The 21174-nt window shown below is 40.3% G+C and carries 22 protein-coding genes, 5 tRNA genes and 1 pseudogene; 23 read left to right on the forward strand and 5 right to left on the reverse strand.

The genetic code is table 11. From position 1 onward, the window contains the following. Positions 1-12: 12 nt before the first annotated feature. From rplR to J690_RS15130, 12 genes are all read left to right on the forward strand, one after another. Entirely contained in the window at positions 13-363 is a 351-nt protein-coding gene (gene rplR / locus J690_RS15075; RefSeq protein WP_002049741.1) for a 50S ribosomal protein L18, read from the forward strand. A 2-nt stretch (positions 364-365) separates the two neighbouring features. Further along, positions 366-863 (forward strand): 30S ribosomal protein S5, encoded by a 498-nt coding sequence (gene rpsE / locus J690_RS15080; protein ID WP_001141025.1) that lies wholly within the window; start codon positions 366-368, stop codon positions 861-863. 6 nt (positions 864-869) lie between these two features. Beyond that, on the forward strand, positions 870-1046 hold the full coding sequence (gene rpmD, locus J690_RS15085; protein WP_000849088.1) for a 50S ribosomal protein L30: 177 nt from the start codon (positions 870-872) through the stop codon (positions 1044-1046). Positions 1047-1049: 3 nt separating this feature from the next. After that, on the forward strand, positions 1050-1490 hold the full coding sequence (gene rplO, locus J690_RS15090; protein WP_002116985.1) for a 50S ribosomal protein L15: 441 nt from the start codon (positions 1050-1052) through the stop codon (positions 1488-1490). 45 nt (positions 1491-1535) lie between these two features. Further along, positions 1536-2855, forward strand: a complete 1320-nt coding sequence (gene secY, locus J690_RS15095) for a preprotein translocase subunit SecY (protein ID WP_014207743.1) — start codon at positions 1536-1538, stop codon at positions 2853-2855. A gap of 20 nt (positions 2856-2875) precedes the next feature. Then, entirely contained in the window at positions 2876-2992 is a 117-nt protein-coding gene (gene rpmJ / locus J690_RS15100) for a 50S ribosomal protein L36 (RefSeq protein WP_000867907.1), read from the forward strand. Positions 2993-3098: 106 nt separating this feature from the next. Next, positions 3099-3455: a 30S ribosomal protein S13 gene (gene rpsM, locus J690_RS15105; RefSeq protein ID WP_000090815.1), complete on the forward strand. Its 357-nt coding sequence runs from the start codon at positions 3099-3101 to the stop codon at positions 3453-3455. 19 nt (positions 3456-3474) lie between these two features. Beyond that, a complete protein-coding gene (gene rpsK, locus J690_RS15110) occupies positions 3475-3861 on the forward strand; it encodes a 30S ribosomal protein S11 (protein ID WP_001040166.1) in 387 nt (128 codons plus the stop codon). 12 nt (positions 3862-3873) lie between these two features. Beyond that, positions 3874-4500: a 30S ribosomal protein S4 gene (rpsD, locus tag J690_RS15115; protein ID WP_000135204.1), complete on the forward strand. Its 627-nt coding sequence runs from the start codon at positions 3874-3876 to the stop codon at positions 4498-4500. Positions 4501-4517: 17 nt separating this feature from the next. Further along, entirely contained in the window at positions 4518-5525 is a 1008-nt protein-coding gene (locus tag J690_RS15120; protein WP_002116730.1) for a DNA-directed RNA polymerase subunit alpha, read from the forward strand. 18 nt (positions 5526-5543) lie between these two features. Next, on the forward strand, positions 5544-5921 hold the full coding sequence (rplQ, locus tag J690_RS15125; RefSeq protein ID WP_002049717.1) for a 50S ribosomal protein L17: 378 nt from the start codon (positions 5544-5546) through the stop codon (positions 5919-5921). Between the two features lie 181 nt (positions 5922-6102). After that, positions 6103-7593 carry a flavin-containing monooxygenase gene (locus tag J690_RS15130; protein WP_032036727.1) on the forward strand — a complete coding sequence of 497 codons (1491 nt, stop codon included), beginning with the start codon at positions 6103-6105 and terminating at the stop codon, positions 7591-7593. 50 nt (positions 7594-7643) lie between these two features. Here the strand turns inward: J690_RS15130 and J690_RS15135 are convergent, their stop codons facing one another. Next, positions 7644-8816 carry an acyl-CoA dehydrogenase family protein gene (locus J690_RS15135; RefSeq protein ID WP_016143559.1) on the reverse strand — a complete coding sequence of 391 codons (1173 nt, stop codon included), beginning with the start codon at positions 8814-8816 and terminating at the stop codon, positions 7644-7646. Between the two features lie 188 nt (positions 8817-9004). Here J690_RS15135 and J690_RS15140 point away from each other — a divergent pair, with 188 nt between their 5' ends. From J690_RS15140 to J690_RS15160, 5 genes are all read left to right on the forward strand, one after another. Then, on the forward strand, positions 9005-9262 hold the full coding sequence (locus J690_RS15140) for an FAD assembly factor SdhE (RefSeq protein WP_032036730.1): 258 nt from the start codon (positions 9005-9007) through the stop codon (positions 9260-9262). A gap of 6 nt (positions 9263-9268) precedes the next feature. After that, positions 9269-9658 (forward strand): hypothetical protein, encoded by a 390-nt coding sequence (locus J690_RS15145; protein ID WP_032036731.1) that lies wholly within the window; start codon positions 9269-9271, stop codon positions 9656-9658. 770 nt (positions 9659-10428) lie between these two features. Then, positions 10429-11517, forward strand: a complete 1089-nt coding sequence (locus J690_RS15150) for a hypothetical protein (protein WP_032036732.1) — start codon at positions 10429-10431, stop codon at positions 11515-11517. Between the two features lie 84 nt (positions 11518-11601). Next, a complete protein-coding gene (gene rrtA, locus J690_RS15155) occupies positions 11602-12177 on the forward strand; it encodes a rhombosortase (RefSeq protein ID WP_005078319.1) in 576 nt (191 codons plus the stop codon). Positions 12178-12356: 179 nt separating this feature from the next. Then, complete coding sequence (locus tag J690_RS15160; protein ID WP_032036735.1) at positions 12357-14552, forward strand: TRAP transporter large permease subunit; 2196 nt, start codon at positions 12357-12359, stop codon at positions 14550-14552. A gap of 169 nt (positions 14553-14721) precedes the next feature. On the opposite strand, the gene J690_RS15165 is transcribed toward J690_RS15160, so the two are convergent. The 4 genes from J690_RS15165 to rnr all read right to left on the reverse strand — a co-directional run bounded on the left by J690_RS15165 (position 14722) and on the right by rnr (position 20016). Beyond that, a complete protein-coding gene (locus J690_RS15165; RefSeq protein WP_032036737.1) occupies positions 14722-15147 on the reverse strand; it encodes a hypothetical protein in 426 nt (141 codons plus the stop codon). Positions 15148-15158: 11 nt separating this feature from the next. Next, positions 15159-15368, reverse strand: a complete 210-nt coding sequence (locus J690_RS15170; protein WP_002117042.1) for a YheV family putative zinc ribbon protein — start codon at positions 15366-15368, stop codon at positions 15159-15161. Positions 15369-15408: 40 nt separating this feature from the next. Further along, a complete protein-coding gene (locus tag J690_RS15175) occupies positions 15409-17463 on the reverse strand; it encodes a M3 family metallopeptidase (RefSeq protein ID WP_032036739.1) in 2055 nt (684 codons plus the stop codon). A 135-nt stretch (positions 17464-17598) separates the two neighbouring features. Beyond that, positions 17599-20016 carry a ribonuclease R gene (gene rnr / locus J690_RS15180; RefSeq protein WP_005078314.1) on the reverse strand — a complete coding sequence of 806 codons (2418 nt, stop codon included), beginning with the start codon at positions 20014-20016 and terminating at the stop codon, positions 17599-17601. 261 nt (positions 20017-20277) lie between these two features. Between rnr and J690_RS15185 the strand changes: the two genes are divergently transcribed. The 6 genes and pseudogenes from J690_RS15185 to J690_RS15210 form a co-directional block, all read left to right on the forward strand. Further along, positions 20278-20368, forward strand: a tRNA-Ser gene (locus tag J690_RS15185). Positions 20369-20378: 10 nt separating this feature from the next. Next, positions 20379-20455 (forward strand) — tRNA-Arg (locus J690_RS15190). A gap of 39 nt (positions 20456-20494) precedes the next feature. Next, positions 20495-20571: transfer RNA gene (locus J690_RS15195), tRNA-Arg, on the forward strand. 39 nt (positions 20572-20610) lie between these two features. After that, positions 20611-20687 (forward strand) — tRNA-Arg (locus J690_RS15200). A gap of 39 nt (positions 20688-20726) precedes the next feature. Beyond that, positions 20727-20803 (forward strand) — tRNA-Arg (locus J690_RS15205). 106 nt (positions 20804-20909) lie between these two features. After that, a pseudogene (locus J690_RS15210) lies at positions 20910-21174 on the forward strand (HAD-IB family hydrolase); the annotation flags it as partial.

The raw sequence follows: 21174 nt of genomic DNA on the forward strand, positions 1-21174 counted from the left end.
CGCGAGGTTCTTATGAACGAAAAGAAACAATCCCGTTTGCGTCGTGCGAAAAGCACACGCTTGCACATTCGTGCATTGGGTGCGACTCGTTTGTGTGTAAACCGCACTCCGCGTCACATCTATGCTCAAGTTATTTCAGCAGATGGTGGCAAAGTTTTAGCACAAGCTTCAACTTTGGATGCATCTTTACGTAGCGGTACTACAGGTAATGTAGACGCGGCTACTAAAGTAGGCGCTTTAATCGCAGAGCGTGCGAAAGCAGCTGGTGTAACTAAAGTTGCATTTGACCGTTCTGGTTTTAAATATCATGGTCGTATCAAAGCCTTGGCTGATGCTGCTCGTGAAAACGGCTTGGAGTTCTAATCATGGCTAAAGTTGAACAAAACGAAGGTCTTGTTGAAAAGCTGGTTGCCGTTGATCGTGTAGCCAAAGTTGTTAAGGGTGGTCGTATCTTCTCTTTCACAGCATTAACTGTTGTGGGTGATGGTAATGGTCGTGTTGGTTTTGGTCGTGGTAAAGCTCGTGAAGTTCCAGCTGCTATTTCTAAAGCACTTGAAGCTGCACGTCGCAACATGATTACTGTAGACCTTGCAGGTACTACTTTACAACACCCTGTGAATGCTCGTCATGGTGCAAGCCGTGTATATATGCAACCTGCTTCTGAAGGTACTGGCGTAATTGCTGGTGGCGCTATGCGTGCCGTTCTAGAAGCTGCAGGTGTACATAACGTACTTGCTAAATGTTATGGTTCTACTAATGCTGCAAACGTAGTAAACGCAACTTTCAAGGGTTTGCGTGATATGACTTCTCCTGAGAAAGTCGCTGCGAAACGTGGTAAATCAGTAGAAGAAATTCAAGGGTAATCAATCATGAAAACGATTAAAGTTACCCAGACTAAATCTTCTTCACATCGCTTGAAAAATCACAAGCTTTGCTTACAAGGTTTAGGTCTGCGTCGTATTGGTCATACTGTAGAAGTGCAAGATACGCCTTCTAACCGCGGTATGATCAACAAAGTCTACTATATGGTTAGTGTAGAGGAATAAGCCATGACTCTGCGTTTAAATGAACTTGCGCCTGCAGAAGGTGCAAAACGTGAACACCGTCGTTTAGGCCGTGGTATCGGTTCTGGCGTTGGTAAGACTGGTGGCCGTGGTGTCAAAGGTCAAAAATCACGTAAAAGTGGTGGCGTTCGTCCAGGCTTTGAAGGCGGTCAAACTGCGATTTATCGTCGTTTACCTAAATTCGGTTTCACTAGCCAAATCGCTTTAAAAACTGCTGAAGTACGTTTATCTGAGTTAAGCAAAGTTGAAGGCGACATCGTTAGCCTAGAAACTTTGAAAGCTGCGAATGTTGTTCGTCGTGACCAAATTCGTGCTCGTATCGTACTTTCTGGTGAAATCACTCGTGCATTCACTGTTCAAGGTGTTGCATTGACTAAAGGCGCTAAAGCTGCGATTGAAGCAGCTGGCGGTAAAGTCGAGGAGTAATCTCGAGTGTCTATGTCTCCTAGTTCTTCAGGTCATGTCAACATGATGAAAGGTCAGCCATTTCATGTGAAATACCGTGAAATTATTCGCCGGATGAGTTTTCTAATCGGTGCATTGCTGGTCTTTCGACTAGGAGCGCATATTCCAGTACCAGGCATTAATAATGCTGCGTTAGAAAATTTATTTCATGCGAACCAAGGAACTATTCTTGGGCTATTCAATATGTTTTCTGGCGGTGCTTTAGAGCGAATGTCTATTCTTGCTTTAGGGATTATGCCGTACATTTCTGCGTCAATTATTGTGCAGTTAATGTCTACTGTAATTCCATCACTTGAAGCCTTGAAAAAGGAAGGTGAGCAAGGTAAGCGTAAAATTAATCAGTATACGCGTCAGGGCACATTGTTGCTTGCAGTGGTTCAAGCAGTTGGTATGTGTGCAGGTTTGATTGGTCAGGGTATTACTCTATCAGTTGGTCTTGCGTTTTATATCCCAGCAGTAACCTCGCTTGTCGCTGGAACTATGTTCTTAATGTGGCTAGGTGAGCAAATCACTGAAAGAGGTATTGGTAACGGTATCTCAATGATTATTTTTGCAGGTATTGTCGCTGGTTTGCCTAAACTAATTATGCAATCAGTTTCTTCTGTAGATAATGGTCAGACAAGTTTAATTGGTCTTGTAATCTTTGGTCTTTTGTCTTTAGGTGTATTGGCAGCTATTGTGTTTATTGAAAAAGCACAACGTCGCATTCCAGTAAACTATGCGCAAAAACAACAAGGGCGTCGTATATTTACAGCACAGCAGACGCATTTGCCATTAAAAATTAATATGGCTGGGGTTATTCCTGCGATTTTTGCAAGTTCTTTACTCTTGTTCCCGGCAAGTCTTGGTCAATGGGTGGGAAGTGCAGATCCAAATGCTGGTTTTATTAAAAGCAGCTTACAAGATTTAGCTTTAGTATTGTCGCCTGGACAGCCTTTGTATTTGGTGCTCTTTGGTGCGTTAATTATCTTTTTCTGTTACTTTTATACGGCTTTAGTATTTAGCCCTAAGGAAGTATCAGAAAATCTAAAACGCAGCGGAGCTTATGTGCCTGGTATTCGCCCAGGTGAGCAAACTGCTCGTTACTTAGATCATATTCTTAATCGTTTGACGTTTATTGGTGCGATTTATATTACGGTCATTTGTTTAATGCCAATGATTCTACAAAGCTCTTTTGGGATTCCATTCTATTTGGGTGGTACCTCATTATTGATCGTAGTTGTCGTGGTTATGGACTTTATGGCTCAGCTACAAGCGCATTTAACATCTCATCAATATGATAATCAAACATTAATGAGAAAAACGACTGCTCATCCTAAGGGATAAGCGCACTTAGAGGTTTCATCATGAAAGTACAAGCTTCTGTAAAGAAAATTTGTGGTAGCTGTAAAGTTATCCGTCGTAATGGGGTTATTCGCGTAATTTGTAGCGCAGAACCTCGTCATAAGCAGCGTCAAGGTTAATCTAATCAAGACCTGTTGATTTCAGTAGGCGAATTGGGTTAATATCCGCCCCTCAAGATTTTTGTGGGGCGGTTGATTATCTCTACTGCCTTTTTGGAGAAAGTGAATGGCTCGTATTGCCGGTGTAAACATTCCGGATAACAAGCATGCTGTTATCTCCCTCACTTACATCTTTGGTATCGGTCGCCACACTGCTAAGAATATCTTAGCTGCAGTTGGTATTACTGAAACTACTAAGATCCGTGAGTTGGACGATGCTCAGCTTGATGCGATTCGTGCAGAAGTTGCTAAGGTTCCTACCGAAGGTGACTTACGTCGCGAAATTTCCATGAACATTAAACGTTTAATGGATTTGGGTTGCTACCGCGGCCTTCGCCATCGTCGCAGCTTGCCTGTCCGTGGTCAACGCACCAAAACTAACGCACGTACCCGTAAAGGTCCGCGCAAACCGATTAAAAAGTAAGATTTCTGGAAGCTAAAAGATGGCTAAAGATACTCGCACACGCAAGAAGGTCACTCGTACCGTCTCTGAAGGTGTTGCACACATTCACGCGTCTTTTAATAACACCATTGTTACGATTACTGATCGTCAAGGTAATGCATTGGCTTGGGCCACCTCAGGTGGACAAGGCTTCCGTGGTTCACGTAAATCAACTCCGTTTGCTGCTCAGGTAGCTGCTGAAGTTGCTGGTAAAGCAGCTTTAGATTACGGTTTGAAAAATCTGGATGTCCTTGTAAAAGGTCCTGGTCCAGGTCGTGAGTCTGCGGTTCGTGCATTAGGCGCAGTGGGTTATAAGATTAACAGCATTACCGATGTGACTCCAATTCCTCACAACGGTTGCCGTCCACCTAAAAAACGTCGCGTGTAAGGAGAAACATTCATGGCTCGTTATATTGGTCCAAAATGCAAACTCTCTCGCCGCGAAGGGACAGACCTGCAACTTAAATCTGGCGTTAAACCATTTGACGTCAAAACTAAAAAAGCTAACAAAGCACCTGGTCAACATGGTCAGGCACGCGGTGGTAAGCAATCTGAGTATTCACTACAATTACGTGAAAAACAAAAAGTCCGTCGTATTTACGGTGTGTTAGAACGTCAATTTAGTAACTACTATAAAGAAGCAGCTCGTGTTAAAGGCGCAACAGGTGAGAACTTGTTGAAATTGCTTGAAAGCCGTCTTGATAACGTTGTTTATCGCATGGGTTTTGGTTCTACACGTGCAGAAGCTCGTCAGTTAGTAAGTCACCGTAGCATTACTTTGAATGGTCGTCGTGTAAACATCGCATCTATTCAAGTTAAAGCTGGTGATGTAATTGCGGTTCACGAAGGTGCTAAACAACAATTGCGTATTAAAAACGCGATTGAGTTAGCTGCACAACGTGGTATTCCAGCTTGGATCGAAGTTGATCATTCTAAGCTTGAAGGTACGTTTAAAGCTGCACCAGATCGTTCTGATTTACCTGCTGAAATCAACGAAAGCTTGATTGTAGAATTGTATTCTAAATAATCCTTGAGGTAGCAATAATGACGCGTACTGCAAACGAGTTTCTAACTCCGCAAGCGATCAAGGTCGAAGCGGTAAGCGGGACCTCGGCAAAAGTGATTCTAGAACCTTTAGAGCGTGGTTTTGGCCACACTCTAGGTAATGCTTTACGTCGCATTCTATTGTCTTCTTTACCTGGCGCTGCTGTGGTTGAAGTAGAAATAGAAGGTGTCGAGCACGAGTACAGTACTTTAGAAGGCTTGCAGCAGGACATCGTCGAGCTCTTGCTGAACCTAAAAGGATTGTCTATTAAGCTGTTCGATCAAAATGAAGCATATTTAACATTAGAAAAACAAGGTCCTGGCGATATTACTGCTGCTGACCTTCGTTTACCTCATAATGTTGAAGTGGTTAACCCAGAACATTTAATCGGTACTTTAAGTGCTTCAGGCTCATTAAAAATGCGCTTGAAAGTTGCTCAAGGTCGTGGTTATGAAACATCTGATTCTCGTTTCCCTGAAGGTGAAACACGTCCGGTTGGTCGTTTGCAATTAGATGCTTCTTATAGCCCGATTAAGCGTGTTTCTTACACCGTTGAAAATGCGCGTGTAGAACAACGTACCGATTTAGATAAACTGGTAATCGACCTCGAAACAAATGGAACGGTTGATCCTGAAGAAGCAATCCGCAAAGCGGCAACAATCTTGCAACAACAAATTGCAATTTTTGTTGATCTTCAGAAAGACCAAACTCCAGTTGCTCAAGAGCCTCGTGAAGAAGTTGACCCAATCTTGCTTCGCCCAGTAGATGATCTAGAGCTTACTGTTCGTTCTGCTAACTGTTTGAAAGCAGAAAATATTTACTACATTGGTGATCTTGTTCAACGTACTGAAGTTGAGTTGTTAAAAACTCCTAACCTTGGTAAAAAATCGTTAACAGAGATCAAAGATGTTTTGGCATCGAAAGGCTTACAACTCGGTATGCGTCTTGAAAACTGGCCACCAGCTAGTCTTCGTATGGACGACCGTTTTGCCTATCGTAGCCGTTAATTAAGTAGGACTATCACCATGCGTCATCGTAATAGTGGTGTGAAATTAGGCCGTACAAGCAGCCATCGTAAAGCGATGTTCCAAAACTTGGCTAATTCTTTATTTGAACACGAGTTGATCAAAACAACTGTGCCTAAAGCTAAAGAATTACGTCGTGTTGCTGAGCCTTTAATCACTCTAGCAAAAAACGATACTGTAGCAAATCGTCGTTTAGCATTTGCTCGTACTCGTAATGCTGCAACTGTTGGTAAATTATTTACCGTACTCGGCCCTCGTTACAAAGAACGTAACGGCGGTTATCTACGTGTTCTTAAAGCGGGCTTCCGTGCTGGTGATGCAGCACCGATGGCTTACGTTGAGCTTGTAGATCGTGAAGTAAACACTTCAGCTGAATAATTGATTTTATTCAAAAAAGACCGGTTTTATACCGGTCTTTTTTATTCCTAGTCACAAAATAAATTATAAAAATGTCCTCAAGTGACATAAAAAAGCTGATAAACGGTCAAACTTGACATTGTGTATTGTCAAAATTGTGTTTTAATAAACTTATATTCTCAACAATGGGTATAAAAATAAAATGGAAAAGCAAGTTGATATTTTAATCATTGGCGCAGGTATTTCAGGAATCGGAATCGCTGCCCATTTGTCAAAAAATTCACCACAACGACGATTCGAGATTTTAGAACGTCGTGAGTCTTTTGGTGGAACATGGGATCTTTTCCGTTATCCTGGTATTCGTTCAGATTCAGATATGTCTACCTTTGGTTTTAACTTTAAACCTTGGTGTAAAGCGAATGTATTAGCTGATGGTGCTTCTATTAAAGGATATTTAGGTGAAGTAATTAATGAATTTAAATTAAAAGAAAAAATTCATTTTGGTCATCGTGTACTTTCTGCTAATTATGATTCGGCTTCAAAAAAATGGCAGGTTGTAGTCGAAGATAGCAATAAAAAACAGCAGACTTGGATTGCCAACTTTGTTGTAGGTTGTACAGGTTACTATAATTATGATCAGGGCTATGCGCCTTCTTTCTCAAATCAAGAAGCATTTAAAGGGCAACTCATTCACCCACAGCATTGGCCTGAAAACTTAGATTATGCAGGTAAAAAGGTGGTTATTATTGGTAGTGGTGCAACAGCGATTACTTTAGTACCAGCAATGGCTAAAGGTGGGGCTGGTCATGTGACGATGTTGCAACGTTCACCAACGTATATTGCCAGCGTTCCTTCTATCGATTTCATCTATGAAAAAACGCGTAAATTTATGTCTGAAGAGGCAGCTTATAAATTTACCCGTGCCCGCAACATTGGTATGCAGCGCGCTATTTATGCGTTGTCTCAGAAACATCCTAAAACTGTACGTCGCTTACTTTTAAAAGCAATTGAAGTGCAGCTTAAAGGTAAGGTTGATATGAAGCATTTTACACCTTCATATAATCCTTGGGATCAGCGTTTATGTGTGGTGCCAGATGGTGACTTATTTAAGATTTTACGTGAAGGCAAAGCGAGTGTAGAAACTGATCAAATCGAGAAATTTACTGAAAAAGGTATTTTACTTAAATCTGGCAAACATCTTGATGCTGATATCGTTGTTTCTGCAACAGGACTACAAGTTCAGATTATGGGTGGAGTTCAGGCAACTCTTGATGGGAAGCCAATCAACTCATCTGAACATATGCTTTATAACGGCATAATGCTAAGTGATGTGCCGAATATGGCTATGATTATTGGCTATGTGAATGCTTCATGGACACTCAAAGTAGATATCGCTGCCGAATATATTTGTCGCTTATTAAACTATATGGACAAAAATAGTTATGATGAAGTGATTCCATCGGGTGATAAGACTGTGATGGAAGAAGATACTGTAATGGGTAAATTATCTTCAGGTTATATTAACCGTGCAGCACATGAACTTCCTAAACAAGGTAAGCGTGCTCCATGGCAGGTGACTAATAACTATTTAGAAGATAGAAAGTCTTTGAAAAATGCAAAATTTGAAGATGGCATTCTTCATTTTCATAAGCGTTCTGAAGCGAATGAGCGTAAACCAAAATTAGTATCTTAAGTCGTGTTAAATAAGAAAAGGGGCGTAATGCCCCTTTTCTTATGAAGGTATTAAAGTGTTCTTGAAATTAATTCTTTCATGATTTCATTTGTACCTGCATAAATTCGATTTGCTCGATGATCAATGTATGCACGTGCAATTGGATATTCAAGCATATAGCCATAACCCCCATGTAACTGAAGACATTCATCTACAATCTTCGAGAACATATCAGAAATTTTATATTTAGCAGCTGCGGCAGCTTCTACACTCAATTTTTCTTCAAGTTGTAATTCCATACAACGATCTAAATATGTCCGGCAGAAATCGATTTCTGTTCTGAGTTCAGCAAGTTTAAAACGCGTATTTTGAAATGCGCCAATAGGTTTACCAAACGCCTTACGATCTTTTGTATATTGAACGGTATGTGCAAATGCTGCTTCAGCACCTGCCTGACAAATGATAGCAACTAACATTCGTTCCCATGCTAATTCTTTCATGAGCATGATAAAGCCCATACCTTCCATGCCTAAAAGGTTTTCTTTAGGAACGCGAACGTTATCAAAGAAGAGTTCGCAGGTATCTTGGCCTTTCATACCAATTTTGTTTAGAGGTTTACCTTTACTAAAACCAGCACGGTCTGCTTCTACAATAATTAAGGATAAGTTCGCCGAACCTTTGTCACTATTACCAGTCTTACAAACGACTACGGCCATGTCGCATAAGTAGCCATTCGTAATAAAAATTTTAGAGCCATTAATGACATATTCATCACCATCAAGTACTGCGGTGGTTCTTACCGCTTGTAAATCTGAACCAGTGCCTGGTTCAGTCATTGCAATAGCAGTAACAACTTCTCCAGTTGCCATTTTGGGTAACCATTTTTGTTTTTGCTCTTCATTACCAAAATTATTAACGTAATTAGCAACAATATCGGAATGTAGAGAAAAACCAGTACTTGAGTCCATCGCATACGCTTGTTCTTCGATAAGAATCATACTGTATAGGCGATCTACGCCAGAACCACCATATTGCTCTGGCATTGTGGTGCAAAGAAGACCTAATTCTCCAGCTTTATTCCAAAGATCTCGGTCAACATGTTGCTGTTTTTCATATTTCTCTATATTGGGAACGACTTCCTTTTCATAGAATTTACGCACTGTCTCACGGAAGGCTTCGTGTTCTTCATTGAATAATTGTCTCGGTAACATATTTGGAATAGGACGGATGGCACCAGATTGCATTTGTATTTCTTCCTTGGTTCAGGTGTGATGTTATGCCCTAAACATACGTAAGCATTTCATGCCTCACAATGTGATGAATGCTCAATTATGCAGACAAGATGATAAATTTGGTCAATTTGATATTTTTAGCGATCTTTAGGGTGTGATCAGGTAAACTAGGCGCACTATCAACACAGATGGGGACGTAAATGTCTGACGAAATGACCTTGGAAGAACGTAAAGTAATTTATCGAGCACGCCGCGGCTTAAAAGAAATTGACGTCTATTTTGACCCGTATGTAAAAAACTATTATTTAAAAGCTGATCCGGCAGAAAAAGCATTATTTGCAGAACTAGTTGATCAAGAAGATCCAGATTTATTAGATTGGTTCATGGAAGTTTCTGAGACTCCACGTACTGAGTTACGTGAATTTATTTATAAACTAAAACAGTATGTACATGGCTAAACTGTTTTGATAAAAGAATTAAATTTTGAGCTGAAATATAGCCGTGTCTCGGTAATATTTCAGCTTTTTGTTGGTTTGGGTTTAGCAATCCTGCTTTATCAGTTATTAACACCGATATGGTGGCTATGTGCTGTCGTTCTTCTATTTATTGGTTCTATTTTCTTTTTAAAGCAAGCACAAATATCTCAAATTGAATATTTAGATCAAAAATTATGGTCGGTTGCATATTTTTCGAAAAAAGAAATTTACCGCGCGGAAATTACTAAAATAATTGATTATCAGTTATTTGTAGTTATTTATCTTGAAGAAACTCCTACGAACATAGCTATTGTTTGGTTCGATCAGCTTCCTATTCAGCAGTGGAAAAGATTAAAAGTTTTAGAAAAACTCTATTAATTGTTAGACAATTCTACAATTGTATATTTATTTAAAAATTATAAAAAACAAAAACTTAATAATTTTTTTCTTCATTAAACGTCGGATTGTCTAATTAAAATATAGAAAAAAGCCAAGGAAATATGATTGTCTGACAATTTCGCCTATGGGTATCTATTTGATCGGTTAAAGTACAAACACCAACGTAAAGTGTGTCGGAGGTCTCAAAATGGAGATGCCAACATGGTCGTTCTTGGTCATTGCCATAATTCTGGCAGTGGTGATAGGAAGAGCAGGAACTTTACTCAGGGAACATCTTAACAAAGTTAGTTTTAACAAGGTTAAGAGACAGAGGATGCAAGGTCGTCGATCAGTCAATTATTAAAATTGGTTAATCGATTAATTTCATCAAGTGTCCAGTTTATAACTGGGGGCGATTGTTGTAAGGAGGTCTCTCATGGAGATTTCAATGTGGATGTTTCTGTTAATTGCAGTTGTTATGGCTGTAGTAGTAGGAAGAGCAGGAACTTTACTTAAGGATTATATAGAACAAAAATAATATAAGCCGTTAAAAGCTTATCCCAGTTAATAAGTAGCATGTGCTGAACCGTCGCAATGCTACTTTTTTTTGCCTAAAATTTCTGTTTCCTCGAAAAACTGTCAATTTTATCTGCTGTGAAGTGTGTCAAAGTATAAGCGCTACAATTAGAGTAATTACTCTTTTATTCAAGATATGCATCTGCTAATGTACATCTGAAAAGGAAAAAACAAATTACATAGAGGACAGGAAGATGTCTAAAGTCCAAAAAATAAGCCAAGGTTTGGCGGTGAGTTTTCTTGCAGCTTCAGTTTTATCAGGTTGTTCATACGTCGTGAAAACCGGAGCAAATGTTGCTCTAGGTTTTACGGAAAAGCACGTCGTTCCACCTATTTTGGCAATGCAAGATGCTGAAATGGTATGTAATACCGGTAGTGCGTTAACGCCTGCAATCATGTCTACCAAAGGGATGGGTGCAGATCCGACACGTGTTGCAGTATTAATGTATGCAGCATCAGGTGTATGTGCGGAAAATCAAGCTTTAGAACAAGAACTGCGTTATTTACGTGCTTCAAAAGCAGGTCAAGTGACAGAAGCCCAAGATGCACGTATTGCACAGAAGCGTTGGGCAGCAATTGCAGCTGAACGTCAGTATACAGGCTATAAATTATTTGCTGATCGTTGGGAATCTAAATATAAATATCACTTAGGTGACTCTTGCCCAACGATGCGTAATGATACTGATCAAACCGTTTATTTACTTGGCATGATCAGTGGTCTTCAGGCTGTGACCAACGATATTAACTCAGGCGGCGCAGTCAATGTTCCTAAAGATATTGCTGCTATTGTAGAGCGTGGCATGGTTTGTCTAGATAATGAAAAATTCTGGGGCGCACCTAACGCAACGCGTGCTGTTATCTGGACTTTATTGCCAGGTGCTGATGAAGGGAAACCTGATCCATACCAAACTTTAAAACAGTCAATTCAGATTGGTGAGAAAAAAGGTGTTCGCCTATCTCATGCCTTATATGCCGTAGCTGCCCAAGCAAGCGGTGATGATGCAAAAATCCGTGATGCATTAAGATCTTATGCGGCGTCTCAAGCTGATGACAAACCTGTCAATCCTAACTTTAAGTTAATTGACAGTATGGCTGGCCTTATTGTACGTGGTATCTCTGATCGTTACTGGACTGAACATACTGGTGTACGTACCGGAGATGATGGTATGTCTCATTTCTGGAATGATAAGAATGAAGGTGCAGCAGAGTTAGATGAGTTGTTTGATGGGGGAGCCGCTTCTGAAGTTCCTGCTGATTCATCTGCTCCACCAGCAGCGCAGTAAAGAATATTTGAAAGACTAACTTCTTGCGAGTCTATTGTTAAATTCTACAATAATCGTAAGGAGTTTAATTTCAAGGAGTGTGCCATGAAGGATCATGTACTGAATAGTAAAGTGCTTTTGGTCGCAGTGTGCATTTCCATATCTGCTTGTCTACAGGTGTTTCCCGATACTTTTATTTATTGGCGCGAAAGTTTACTTGGCGAATTCTGGCGTTTATGGACTGCACATTGGGTACACGTTGGATGGGTTCATTTCCTTTTAAATATGATGGCATTTGCCTGTTTACCCTTTATCTTTCCGCATACAAAAGCATGGCATCTTCTAAGTCTACTTTTGCTATTGCCACCTTTTATTAGTTTGGTGTTCTACTTTTATTTACCTTATATCGAAGCTTATGCGGGCCTATCTGGTGTCTTACATGGGCTATATACAGCGGTTGCTTTAGTCTATCTGCAATATCGTAAAGAGCGAAATTTTGCTTTGCTGGTTTTAGGGTTAATTATTGCCAAACTTATATGGGAAAACACTTTTGGGCAAACAGGGACCGCTCAGTTAATAGGGAGTCCAGTTTTAACTGAAGCTCACCTATATGGAGCAATTGGTGGCGCAATCTTTGGAGGATGCTATTGGCTTTTCCAGAGATTAAAAAAGAAACATTGACAATACAAACTGTTAAAAAAGAGATTTTAGTCATTCTTTATTAACAAAGTTTGATGCAAATTTGATCGTTGAATAAAGGGATTGGTAGAAGGGGGATGGATTTAACCCCTGACCAAGAAAAATTGCATGACTCAATTCTTTAATTTTTAGGGACTTGAGAGAACAAAATTGGAATATTTATGCAAGAACATCAAGAAAAAAGATCTGGATTAGGTCTGCTGGGTTATATCTGGAACGAATGGATCTCAACATTCGTCATCCTCATTCTGCTATTAATGACGCTAATTATTGGTACCGGGGAAATGATCCACGGACAATTATTACGTATCGGGGAACGTCTTTATGGCGACCCTGCTACAGGTATGCAATATTCTTTTTTGCGTGCCGAGCCTGAAAAGCCAACTTGTGATCGACATCCAAATATCGAGGCTCAAGTAAAAGAACAAATGAAAGCGAACGCGTCTGATGATTTTGCGAGTTTCTTTGGTGCAGCATCGGAAAGTGATGTCCGTGCATCACTACTCGCAGCGCAGCAACAATGTGATGAAAAATATCAGGCGTATGATAAAACTATTAAATATATCGAAGCTAACCCAGGGGTACGTACTTACCGTGCTATCGAGACAGGTTTCTTTGGTATTTTTAAATTTGGTACAGAGAACCGTGCCATTTTACTAGTCTTTATGGTGCTGATTTCTGCGATTACTGCATCGTTGAAATATCACCATATTGGCTTTCGTAACCCAGCAACAAAAAAAGATTACAAAGTGTATTCCCTGTTTATGTTGATTGGTAATGCGCTGCTTAGTACCTCTGTCATTAGTCAGTATCGTTCAGTCATAAATTCTGGGGTAACACCTACCTATGAAACAGTAACGATTTACTGGATCTGGATGATTCTATTTGTTGTTCTGACTTTAATTAGTTTGTATCAATTATTTGTTTCACCTCCACCAAAGCGTGAAGGCGGGAATATAGGCTTAGCCTTATTATCAGTGCCTTTATATGCTTACATGGCCCTAATTACAGGCATCGTATTTACGTTCTTTATGGATTACCCAATGGGGCAAGGTATTTACCTTGGTTTATTGGTTGAGTTCTCGGGTATCTTCTTAAACCTTGCCTTGTTTATTTGGGCAGGTATGCTTTTAACTCAAACACGCGTTATGGACTTGTTCCTTAATGTGCTTCGTCCATGGAACTTGGCGCCAGAAACCTTAACTTGGTTAATTCTAATTGCTGCTGCTGTACCAACAGCTTATACAGGTGCATCTGGTATTTTTGTTATCGCAGCAGGTGCAATTATTTATAAAGAAGTCTGGAATGCGGGTGCTCGCCGTCAATATGCTTTGGCTGTGTCTGCAATGTCAGGTTCTTTAGGGGTAGTTGTACGTCCATGTCTATTAGTCGTTTTAATTGCAATGCTTGATAGCCGTCATGTTACGTCGGATGAGCTATTTGGGCATGGTATTTATGTATTTTGGTTAACTGCATTTATTTTCTTGGGTGTTTCACTACTCTTGGCTGAAGAAAAATTCCGTGTGAATTCACCAAAAGTTGCGATTCCAGGCATGATGCGTGCCTTTGTACCTGTAATTCCATACATCCTGATCACTGCTGTTGTTCTTGCAATCTATAAATATGCACTAGATACAGGAATGAATGAATTTACTGCACCAGTAATTTTGCCGTTAGTTCTGATCGCAATGATCTTGTATGATAAATTAGTTGCGACAAAAGAAGCACCTGCAATCAATATTCATGAAGCGATTGTTCGTGAACATGAACAAAAATCACCATTTCTTCGTGCACATGATCCGCATAGCTCTCAATACCGTCTTGGTTTTGGTGGAGCACTTCGTTTTGCGACCTCAGAAACTGTAGGCCATATCGGTGCTTTAATTATTTTGATGGCATTGTCTGCAAGTGTAGGTGGTTTAATTGAACGCTCTGAAGTGGTCGAATTATTACCGACTCATTTGGGCAGTATTTACATTTCACTTGCATGTATTGCGCTATTACTTGCCATTATTGGTATGTGTACAGATCCATTTGGTGCTGTAATTTTAGTTGCTGCAACTATTGCACCTGTAGCATACGAAAATGGTATTCATCCAATTCATTTCTGGATGATTGTGTTGGTTGCATTCGAATTTGGCTACGTAACACCACCAGTTGCCTTGAACCATCTACTTACGCGGTTGTCCGTGGGGGATGATGAAGTGAACGCTGCTGATGCTGAAGCGAAAGAGAAATATACAAGCTTCTACTTCCGTTATGAGCGCTGGTTGCTACCAATTATTGTCTTGTTCTCATCATTGGTATTAGTGACTTATGTGCCATATGTATTTAAGTTATTCGATTGGTATAAATAACTTAAATCAAAGTATTAGTTATACAAAAAAGCCTTCCTAAATGGAGGGCTTTTTTAATAAGTAGATTGAGTAAATTTAGAACAAGATGATTAGAATTATTTAAATCCGGCCAAAAAAGCTAAAGATGTACAGCTTTAGCTTTTTTTAAGAGTTCATTGAAAAACTACTGCTATTTAAGCTGAGCTTCAAGCAATTTAACTTGTTCTTCTTTGAGTTTAGTTAGTTGATCCGCATCTGCATGCTGAGCTTTTAAGGTGGCTTCCTGATCTTTTAGCTGGCGATGAATATCTTCAAGTTTAGATACTTCTTCTTTTGCTAAAGACTCTTGTGCTGGGACAGGCTCTTTAAGCACATTTTCACTGACAAGTTGCTGAGAGCTTGCATTTTCAGCTAAGGGTTCAGAACTTGGTAATGGCTCAGCTGGTTTCGGTTTAGCAGGAGCAGGAGTCGAGACAGGTTGTGGATCAACCAGTGGTGCTGACGACTCGGTTTTTTTAAAAAACCATTGCGCTGCAAAAAAAAGCACTACGAGAATGCTTAAGCCCCCAATTAAAATCCATAATAATTTTGAGTTTTGTTTTCTTTGTAGTGGCATGTTTAAGACCTTTAGTCGGGACGACGTGGCTTGAACTGTATTACCCCGATTTCATCCGGTTCAGCAGGTGTTTCAGGCTCATCAACATGAGTCGGACGATTTTCGCTATAACCGCATTCGATACATTCAATCCATTCGTCTTCTGCGGTGGTTAGCATGATAATCCGATCCATGGCTTCACATTTTGGACATTTTGCCCCAGCAATGAAACGTTTTTTCATCTTTATCACCCTAACCACACGATCAATTTAGGCCCATAGTTTAAGCGGTTTTGTTGTCATTCGTCCAACCTTGATGACGTAACAATGCGTCAATTTTAGGCTCGCGTCCACGGAAATTAACAAATGCCTCAAGCGCAGTGTCTTTTCCACCCACAGCTAGAATTGCCTGACGGAATTCTTTACCCGTTTGAGTGTTAAAAATGCCTTCATTTTCAAAACGATCAAATGCATCGCTCGCTAAGACTTCTGCCCATTTGTAAGAGTAATAACCTGCGGCATAACCGCCAGCAAAAATATGACTAAAACTATGTTGGAAACGGTTGTAGTCGACAGTAGGAACGACCGCATATTGTTTACGAATATCGTTTAAGGTTTGCTGAATTTGCTCACTATTCAGAGCAGGCGTTTTGGTGTGAATGGTCAAGTCAAACAATGCAAATTCAAGCTGACGTAAAGTTTGCATACCAGATTGGAAGAATCGAGCATTTAATAAAGCATCTAGTAATTCTTGTGGCAAAGTCTGTTTACTATCGATGTGTTCACTTAATACATCTAGGCTTTCTTTATCCCATGACCAGAACTCCATAAACTGGCTTGGTAGTTCTACCGCATCCCAAGCAACACCATGAGTTCCCGCAACCGAGATATTATCTACTTCGGTCAACATGTGATGTAAACCATGTCCAAACTCATGGAACAAAGTAATCACTTCATCATGAGTCAATAAAGCAGGTTGGTCACCTACCGGAGGAGTGAAATTACACACCATATAGCAAATTGGTTTTTGTAAACCATGAAGAGTCTGCATGCGCGAGCGGAAGCCGTTCATCCATGCGCCACCACGTTTACCTGTACGTGCATAGATGTCAAAGAAGAAGCCACCAATCACTTGGCCTTGGTCTTCTAATTCAAAATAACGTGCATCTGGATGCCAGACAGGTGCTTGTCTTTCAATAATGTTAATGCCATATAGGCGCTGCACAATCTGGAATAATCCCTGAATAACTTTAGGTGCAGGGAAGTATGGTTTTAATGCTTCTTGAGATAAATTAAATTGTTGCTGTTTTAGTTTTTCAGAATAGTAAGTTGTATCCCAAGGTTTAAGCTCATCTACACCATCTTGTTTAGCAATATCTTGAAGTTCGGCAACTTCTTGAAGCGCAGGAGCACGCGCATGCTCTGCGAGGTCAACCAAAAACTCATGTACTGTTTTTACGTCTGGCGCCATTTTGCTTGCCAGAGAATATTCAGCATAGTTATTGAAACCAAGTAGTTTCGCCATTTCCTGACGAAGACTCAAAATTTCTTCCATAATTTTGCTGTTATCAAACTCAGTTTGTTCAGACTGATCAGATGCCCGAGTCACATAAGCTCTATAAAGCTCTTCTCGCAATGCACGGTCATCGGCATAAGTCATGATTGCAAAATATGCTGGGAAATCTAGGGTTGCGACAGCTTGGTCAAGTTCACGTTGTTTGCCGTACTGTTTTAATAACTCAATATTACTTTCTGGAAGGCCTTTTAGCTGATCTTCGGTAAGTGGCTTAAAGTAAGCTTGTGTTGCATCAAGAACGTGGTTTGAAAAATCAGAAGAAAGCTGTGAAAGACGCGCAGAAATCTCTGCATAACGTTTTTTCTCTTCGCCTTCTAAAGCGACGCCAGAAAGTTTAAAGTCACGCAAAGCTAGACGAATAGCACTTTGCTGTGCAGGGCTAAGAGAGCTATAACCTTGACCATCATGGATGTGTTGATAGGTTTGATAAAGCGCCGTGTGTTGACCAAGCTGAGTGTAATATTCACTTAATGCTGGTAATAAAGATTGATAGACTTCTCTCGTTTCTGCATTGCTCATTACAGCGTTTAAATGCGATAAAACGCCCCATGATTCACTTAGATTATTTTCAAGCGTATCGACTTGCTCAAGTACGGCAAGTTGCTGAGCTGCATCTGTAGGTGCAGCCGTAAGAGTATTTAAAAATTCTTGACCTGCTTGGATCGCTTGTTGAATGTCTTGTTTTAAATTTTCTAATTCAATTTGGTCAAAACGCGGAGTTGGTAAAGTCGATTGCTGTAAAGTCATTGCTAATAGCCACATTATTTTTTAAACATGGTATTAGATGTAGGTCCTCTCAGGCTGGAAATCAAGCTTAATGTGTAAAATAACCCTTTTTAAAAAGAAATAAGCCTCCTATTGGAGACTTATTTCTGAAGTGTGATAATTATTTACTCACTATTCAGCCTTTGATTTTGCATTCGACTTTTTCTTTTTAGGCTTAGATTTTTTCTTCACCTTTTCTGATTTAGTCTCGGCTTTTGCTGAGGTTTTCTTACCAGATTTTTTGGTGTAAGAACTTGGCTTACTTTTTTCTTTCTTTTTGTGAACAGGTCGCTCACCATCACTACTGACAGTTGGTTTACTGAAAACTTCTTCAGTCGCCTGCGTAGTAGTTTTAGTCGTACGCGGCGCACGGCTACGAACTACTCGGCCTGCATGGGTAACTTGCTTAATGAGCTGAAAGTCAATTTTACGTTCTTCCAGATTGACACCAGCAACCTGAATTTTAACTTCATCGCCCAAACCAAAGACTTGACCACGATTTTGACCTACTAGATTTTGACTCGCTTGGTCATAAATAAAGAAGTCATCGCCGAGTTGGCTAATATGAATCATACCATCGACATATAAATCTTTCAGTGTCACGAATAAACCAAATTCAGTCACTGCACTTACAATACCAATGAATTCATCACCTAGATGCTGCTGCATGTAGTGACATTTCAACCAAGTTGTTACGCTACGAGAAGCTTCATCAGCACGGCGCTCGGTTTGAGAGAAATGTTCACCTGCATCATCTAGTGCAGCACCAGAGAGTGGATAAGGCTTTTGTTTCAAGTGAGCTTTAATGGCACGGTGTAATAATAGGTCTGGGTAACGACGAATTGGCGAAGTGAAATGCGTATAAGCTTCATAAGCCAAACCATAGTGCCCTGCATTTTTTGCGCCATAATAAGCTTGCATCATTGAGCGTAATAAGACGGCATGAATACTAGGAGCATCAATACGATCTTTAGTTGCTTCAATTACTCTTTGATAGTCTGCTTGAGTTGGTTGGTCAGGGAAGGGTAGACCCAGTAATTTCACAAAGTCTTTTACTTTCTGAATACGTGAAAACTCTGGAGCCTCATGCACGCGATACAACATTGGAACATCATGTTCTAATGCATATTCAGCCGCAGCAACGTTAGCAAGTAACATGCACTCTTCAATAAGTTTATGTGCTTCATTACGTGTACGTGGCAAAATTTCTTTAATCCCGCCTAGCTCATCAAAAGTCATGTAAGTTTCAATGGTTTCAAATTCCATTGCATGACGATCAGCACGTAAATTTTTCAAAATCTGATAAAGCTGGAAAAGCGTATTTAACGATTTATGAACATCACGATCTTTTGGAATCGCATCTGTTGCGCCGTCAAAATATTGTGCTACCTGTGTATAGGTCAAACGCGCTTTTGAATGCATCACTGATGGATAAAAATCGTAACCAGTTACACGGCCTGTACGAGAGAGTTTCAAGTCACAGACCATACATAAACGGTCTACATGAGGGTTTAGAGAGCATAAGCCATTTGACAATGCCTCTGGTAGCATCGGTAATACGAAATGCGGGAAGTATACCGAAGTACCACGTTCCTCAGCTTCTTCATTGAGGGCTGAGTCTAAGCGTACATAATGGCTAACATCAGCAATTGCGACAACTACACGATAACCGCCACCTGGACGTTTTTCTGCATAAACAGCATCGTCAAAATCTCGAGCATCTTCACCATCGATCGTAACTAATGCTAAATCTCGTAAATCAATGCGGCCTTCACGGTCTTGAGCTGATGGTTCTTTAAAACTTTCAGCTTCTTTTATAACTTCATCTGGAAATTCGTAAGGTAAGCCAAACTCAAGAATAGTCTGCGGAATAATAATTTCTGTATCAGCTTTGTCGGCCATAGATTGAATAATATGCGCCGTCGCAAACTCTTCACGAGTCGGATAACTATCTATTGCGACACGTAGCATGTCGCCAACATTTGCTTCAGCGTGTGTTACCAGTTCTTTTTCTAAAGGAATAGGTTGGTGCTGATTTGGATTGTTGGGCTGAATAAAATATTCGCCATCGTGAACCGACAATTTACCAATTAATTGTTTAACGCGATGTTGTAAAACTTCTGTGATAAATCCCCAAGGTTTGCCTTTACGGTCAACCGAAGTCTGTCGCACTCTAACTCGGTCACCGTTAAAGACTAAACGCAATTCACGTTCAGGAAGTAAAAGGTCACTTTGACCATCAATATGCGCTGTGCCTAAACCTTTACTATTGATATAAACAGTTGCTTCATAGGTCGGTTGATCTGCCACCAACTGAAATTTAAACCCGTCTTTCATGATTTGACCATCACGAACCATAGCACTTAAGCGATGACTGAGTGCTTCAATACTTTTTTGGTCATGAATATTAAAATGATCGACAAGTTCTGCATGAGATTGCGGTGTCTGCAATTGTTCCAATGTATCTAAAATAAGAGTACGGCTTGGAATAGGATTGTCATAACGTTCAGCTTCAGCTTTCGCTTCGGGGTCAGCCCAGTTTTTTGTCATGTCGTTTGGTTTCACGCTTGGCAGATAAGTTTAGCATAAGTCATGCAGACCCGAACTGCACGTTTAGGTTTGCAATAATGTGTTATGCACTACAGTATTTTGATGAAGAAATAATATCTATCTTAACAAGCGTTTGATCGAAAAAGACGAAAATAATGAGAAAATTGCTTAAAAAATAATTCATTGAACTAAAAAACAAGAAAATTTCACTATGATGACTTGAACAATAGGGTTTTAGTTTGTATTATGGCGGCTCGTTCCGGTGAGGTGGATGAGTGGCTGAAATCACTTCCCTGCTAAGGAAGCATACCTATTACTGGTATCGAGGGTTCGAATCCCTCTCTCACCGCCATTTACTTAATGCGCTCATAGCTCAGCTGGATAGAGCACTTGGCTACGAACTAAGGGGTCGGGAGTTCGAATCTCTCTGAGCGCACCAAGTAAAATAGAACGAATCGCTGAAAGGCACACAAGTTACGCGCTCATAGCTCAGCTGGATAGAGCACTTGGCTACGAACTAAGGGGTCGGGAGTTCGAATCTCTCTGAGCGCACCAAGTAAAATAGAACGAATCGCTGAAAGGCACACAAGTTACGCGCTCATAGCTCAGCTGGATAGAGCACTTGGCTACGAACTAAGGGGTCGGGAGTTCGAATCTCTCTGAGCGCACCAAGTAAAATAGAACGAATCGCTGAAAGGCACACAAGTTACGCGCTCATAGCTCAGCTGGATAGAGCACTTGGCTACGAACTAAGGGGTCGGGAGTTCGAATCTCTCTGAGCGCACCAACTTGAAGAATTAACCGCTTTTATAGCGGTTTTTTTGTGCCTGTTTTTTATTACTTTAAAAAAATCTAAATTTATAACTTTTTAATTATATTAGAGATAATCATAAATGAACTTAGCTTTATTTGACTTTGACGGCACAATCACTCACAGCGATACATTCAGCCTATTCCTTAAATTTTCTTTAAATAAAAAAACTCAAATACTAGGTGGTATTCGACTTGCACCTTATATAGCGGGTTATAAGCTTGGATGGGTAACCGATAAAACCATTCGAACTAAACTCTGCCAAGTGGGATACGTGGGCTATGATGCGGATTCCCTAAAATATATGGGACAAGAGTTTGCTAAAAATGTCCTTCCTACCTGTGTGC

The organism is Acinetobacter sp. 742879 (assembly GCF_000588535.1).
In the GTDB taxonomy this organism is placed as follows: Bacteria; Pseudomonadota; Gammaproteobacteria; order Pseudomonadales; family Moraxellaceae; genus Acinetobacter; species Acinetobacter pittii.